The sequence below is a fragment of the Geodermatophilus sp. SYSU D00691 genome (assembly GCF_054050275.1).
Window position 1 is genome coordinate 1 of sequence record NZ_JBJGYZ010000074.1, and the last position, 4,523, is coordinate 4,523.

Here is a 4,523-nt window from a genome sequence, read left to right on the forward strand (position 1 = left end):
ACACACACATGCCACCCGGACCCTCACCGCCCCCAGCCCAGCCCGGTGATGCCACACCGACGTCGTCGGCGATCAACTCGCGCCATCACCCACGGCGCTGGATCAGTTACCCAACACCCTCTGAGGCGCATCTCGGCGCAGCGGGTGACGACACGGATCGGGTGCGGTCGCCTGATCGGGTGGACCTGCGGTGCGGTTGTCCACAGGACGTCACCGAAGCCGCCCGCGGACCGATCGGTTCTCTTACAGTCCCGCGGGTGCCGAGCGCCTTGGACGTCGTCGACGGGGAGGTCCGCGAGCTGATCCGCCGCCGCGGCCTGGACCCGTTCACCGACCCGGGCCCGGTGCGCGTGCTGGTGCGCGACGTCGTCGCCGACTACTCCGAGCGCTCGCTGACCTCGGCGCTGCCGCCGATCGCCGACGCGGAGTCGGTGGTGCGTGACGTGCTGGACCGGGTGGCCGGCTTCGGTCCGCTGCAGCGCTACCTCGACGACCCGGAGGTCGAGGAGGTGTGGGTCAACGAGCCGGGGCGGGTGTTCGTCGCGCGGCGCGGCCGCAGCGAGCTGACCACGACGATCCTCGAGCCCGGCGAGCTGGCCGACCTGGTCGAGCGGATGCTGCGCACGTCCGGGCGGCGGGTCGACATGTCGACGCCGTTCGTCGACGCGATGCTGCCGGACGGGTCGCGCCTGCACGTCGTCATCCCCGACATCACCCGCCGGCACATGGCGGTCAACATCCGCAAGTTCGTGCTGCAGGCGCACAGCCTCGACGAGCTCGTCGCCCTCGGCACCCTCACCGCCCAGGCCGCCCGATTCCTCGAGGCCGCGGTCGCCTCAGGGCTCAACGTCCTCGTATCCGGCGGCACGCAGGCCGGCAAGACCACCATGCTCAACTGCCTGTGCGCCGCCATCCCGGCCCGCGAGCGCGTCATCACGGCCGAGGAGGTCTTCGAGCTGCGCGTTCCGCTGCCCGACGTGGTGAGCATGCAGACCCGTCAGCCGAACCTCGAGGGCGCCGGCGAGATCCCGCTGCGGCGGCTGGTCAAGGAGGCGCTGCGGATGCGCCCCTCGCGGATCGTCGTCGGCGAGGTGCGCCAGGAGGAGTGCCTCGACCTGCTCATCGCGCTCAACTCGGGGCTGCCCGGCATGTGCACGCTGCACGCGAACAGCGCCCGCGAGGCGATCGTGAAGATGTGCACGCTGCCGCTGCTGGCCGGTGAGAACATCGGCACCGCCTTCGTCGTCCCGACGGTCGCCGCCAGCGTCGACCTCGTCGTGCACGTCGGCACCGACGCCGACGGACGGCGGCAGGTCCGCGAGGTCGTCGCCCTGCCCGGCCGCGCCGAGGGCGGGGTCATCGAGACCGCCGACGTCTTCACCTCGCGCGACGGCCGGCTGGTGCGTGCCGACGGATACCCGCCGCACCCGGAGCGGTTCGCGGCCGCCGGCTTCGACCTCGCCGGACTGCTCCGGTGACGGGCGCGCTCCTGGGTCTGGGGCTCGGCGTCGGCCTGCTGCTGATCTGGCGCAGCGGTTCCCGCGCGCCCAGGCCGCGCACCGACCCCCGGCGGCCCGGCCGGCGGCAGGAGCTGCTCGCCGCGGCCGGGTTGACCGGCATCAACGCCGCGCAGCTGCTGGCGCTGCAGATCAGCCTCGGACTGCTGGCCCTCGTCGTCGTTCTGCTGACCACCGGCACGGTCACCGTCAGCCTCGCCTTCGCCGTGTTCGGCTTCGCGCTGCCCCACGCGCAGGTCCGACGCCTGGCCGGGAAGCGCCGCGGCGACCTGCGGGAGGTGTGGCCCGAGGTCGTCGACAACCTCGCCTCCGCCGTCCGCGCCGGGCTCTCGCTGCCGGAGGCGCTCACCGCGCTGGCCACCCGCGGACCGGAGGTGCTGCGGCCGCCGTTCGCCCGCTTCGCCGCCGAGTACCGGTCGAGCGGCCGGTTCGGGCCCTGCCTCGACCGGCTCAAGGACGACCTCGCCGACCCGGTGGGCGACCGCATCGTGGAGACGCTCCGCGTGGCGCGGGAGGTCGGCGGCACCGACCTCGGCCGCGTGCTGCGCACGCTCGCGACGTTCCTGCGCGAGGACGCGCGGGCGCGGGCGGAGCTGGAGACGCGGCAGGGCTGGGTGGTCTCGGCCGCGCGGCTCGCGGTCGCCGCGCCGTGGGTCGTGCTGCTCCTGCTCGCCACCCAGTCGACGACGCTCGCCGCGTACGACAGCCCGGTCGGGACGGCGCTGCTGATCGGCGGCGGCGTGGTGTGCGTGGTCGCCTACCGGCTGATGCTGCGGATCGGGCGGCTGCCCGAGGACGTGCGGGTGCTGCAGTGAGCGCCGCCGTGCTCGGGATGCTCCTCGGCCTGGTCGCCGCGCTGGGCCTGGTGCTGGCGGTGACCTACGCGCCGCCGTTCCGCGCGGTGCGGCTGGTCGACCGGCTCGCCCCGTACGTGCACGACACCCCGCCGCCGTCCCGGCTGCTCGGCACGGCGACCGAGGCCGGGCTGCTGACCGCCGTCCGGCGGATCTTCGGCCCGGTGGTCGGCGACGGCGCCCGGCTGGTCGACCGCGTGCTCGGCGGCCGGTCGGCGGTGCGGCGCCGGCTGGACGCGCTCGGCGGCGAGGGCACGGTGGAGGACTTCCGCATCGAGCAGGTCGTCTGGGGCGGTCTGGGCCTGCTCGGCGCGGCCGCCGTCGCGACCGTCGGCTCGGTGGCCGCGGGCAGCCTCAACGTCCTCTCCGCCGGGCTGCTGTGCGTGGCCGGCCTGGTCGGCGGCGTCCTCGGCCGCGACTGGTGGCTGACCCAGCAGGTGCAGCGGCGTGAGGAGCTGCTGCTGGCCGAGTTCCCGGTCGTCGCGGAGCTGCTCGCGCTCGCGGTGACCGCGGGGGAGGGCCCGGCCGCGGCCATCGCTCGGGTCACCCGGCTCTCGGGCGGCGAGCTGGCCCGTGAGCTCGGCTCGGCGCTCGGCCGGGCACGGGCCGGCGTGCCGCTGACCGAGGCGCTGCAGCAGGTCGCCGACCGGACGTCGCTGGACCCGCTCGCCCGGTTCGTCGACGGGCTGCTGGTCGCCATCGAGCGGGGGACGCCGCTGGCCGAGGTGCTGCGCGCGCAGGCGGCCGACGTCCGGGAGGCCGGCAAGCGCCGGCTGCTCGAGGCCGGCGGACGGAAGGAGATCGCGATGATGGTCCCGGTCGTCTTCTTGGTCTTGCCCGTGACGGTGCTCTTCGCACTGTTCCCGGGCCTCATCAGCATCGTCTCGCTGGCGCAGTGAGCCGCGGGACGCGACAGGAAGGACGACCACATGACACGGGGGCTGTGGGCGGCGCTGGTGGCGCTGGCCGAACGGGTGCGCGGGGAGGATCCCGAGCGGGGCGACGTCCCGGGCTGGGTGATGATCACGGTGATGACGGCGGCCCTCGTGCTCGCCATCCTCATCCCGTTCCGCGAGGCGATCGTGACCGCGGTGCAGAACGCGCTGTCCTCCGTCACGAGCGGTGGCTGAGCGGCGGCACGACCGTCCGGGCGGCGGCGAGCGGGGCAGCGCCGTCGTGGACTTCGTGCTGGTCTCGCTGCTGGTCCTGGCGCTGCTGCTCGCGGTGCTGCAGGTGGCGGTCTACGTGCACGTGCGCAACGTGGTGACGGCGAGCGCACAGGAGGGGGCGCGGTACGCGGCCAACGCCGACGTCGACTCCGCCTTCGGTGCGGCGCGCACGGTCGAGGTGGTGGCGCGGGCGACCTCGGTGCAGACCGCGGAGGGTTTGCGGTGCACTTCGGGCGAGGAGGTCGACGCGACCGGGCTGACGCTGGTGGTGGTGCGCTGCTCGGGTTCGGTGCCGACGCTGTTCGCGGCGCTGGGCAACGTGCTGCCGCTGGAGGTGACCGGGCGCGCGGTCAAGGAGGTGCCGTGAACCGGCTGCGGTCGCGGTTGCGGGAGGAGTCCGGTTCGGCGCTGGTCGAGTTCGTGTTCGTGGCGCTGGTGGTGTTCGTGCCGCTGGTCTACCTGGTGGCCGGGTTCTCGGCGGTGCAGCGCGGGGTGTTCGCCTCGACCGAGGCCGCGCGGGAGGCCGGCCGGGCGATCGGGACCGCCCCCGACGTCGCCACCGGGCTGGCGCGGGCCGAGCGCGCCGCGCAGCTCGCGGTGGAGGACCAGTCGGTGGAGGCCACCGACGTCCGGGTGGCCTACGTGCCGGCCGGCGCGGGCTGCGAGGCGGCCGGGGCGTACACGCCGTCGCTGACGCCGGGGGAGGAGTTCAGCGTCTGCGTGACCGTGACCGTGCGGATCCCGTTGCTGCCCGACTTCATCGACGCCAACACCGCCACCGGCCAGTTCGTCGTCGAGCGCGACCGCTACGTCGACGGCTGAGCGGCTAGGTCGACCATCGAGGGAGGAGGCGGCGGGGACTGCCCCCAGTTGAGTTGACTCCTTGCCTGTGAGGCCCTGGCCTCGCTGGAAGGATCAGCAGCGTGCCCAAGCCGTTCCCGCCGGAGTTCCGGCGTGACGTCATCGCCGTGGCCCGCAAGGGC

At 74.4% G+C, this 4,523-nt stretch carries 6 protein-coding genes; all 6 read left to right on the forward strand.

Annotated elements, in window-relative coordinates; translation table 11 throughout:
- The first annotated feature begins 257 nt into the window (after positions 1-257).
- From ACI797_RS27715 to ACI797_RS27740, 6 genes are read left to right on the forward strand one after another with little or no spacing between them, the layout of a single operon-like run.
- Positions 258-1,478: a CpaF family protein gene (locus ACI797_RS27715; RefSeq protein ID WP_456864072.1), complete on the forward strand. Its 1,221-nt coding sequence runs from the start codon at positions 258-260 to the stop codon at positions 1,476-1,478.
- Positions 1,475-2,332, forward strand: a complete 858-nt coding sequence (locus ACI797_RS27720; RefSeq protein WP_456864075.1) for a type II secretion system F family protein — start codon at positions 1,475-1,477, stop codon at positions 2,330-2,332. Before ACI797_RS27715 ends, ACI797_RS27720 begins: the two co-directional genes overlap by 4 nt.
- Complete coding sequence (locus ACI797_RS27725; RefSeq protein ID WP_456864078.1) at positions 2,329-3,270, forward strand: type II secretion system F family protein; 942 nt, start codon at positions 2,329-2,331, stop codon at positions 3,268-3,270. Before ACI797_RS27720 ends, ACI797_RS27725 begins: the two co-directional genes overlap by 4 nt.
- A gap of 30 nt (positions 3,271-3,300) precedes the next feature.
- Positions 3,301-3,501 (forward strand): hypothetical protein, encoded by a 201-nt coding sequence (locus ACI797_RS27730; RefSeq protein WP_456864080.1) that lies wholly within the window; start codon positions 3,301-3,303, stop codon positions 3,499-3,501.
- Positions 3,494-3,907: a TadE/TadG family type IV pilus assembly protein gene (locus tag ACI797_RS27735; RefSeq protein ID WP_456864083.1), complete on the forward strand. Its 414-nt coding sequence runs from the start codon at positions 3,494-3,496 to the stop codon at positions 3,905-3,907. Before ACI797_RS27730 ends, ACI797_RS27735 begins: the two co-directional genes overlap by 8 nt.
- On the forward strand, positions 3,904-4,362 hold the full coding sequence (locus ACI797_RS27740; RefSeq protein ID WP_456864086.1) for a hypothetical protein: 459 nt from the start codon (positions 3,904-3,906) through the stop codon (positions 4,360-4,362). The genes ACI797_RS27735 and ACI797_RS27740 overlap by 4 nt, the downstream gene beginning before the upstream one ends.
- Positions 4,363-4,523 lie beyond the last annotated feature (161 nt).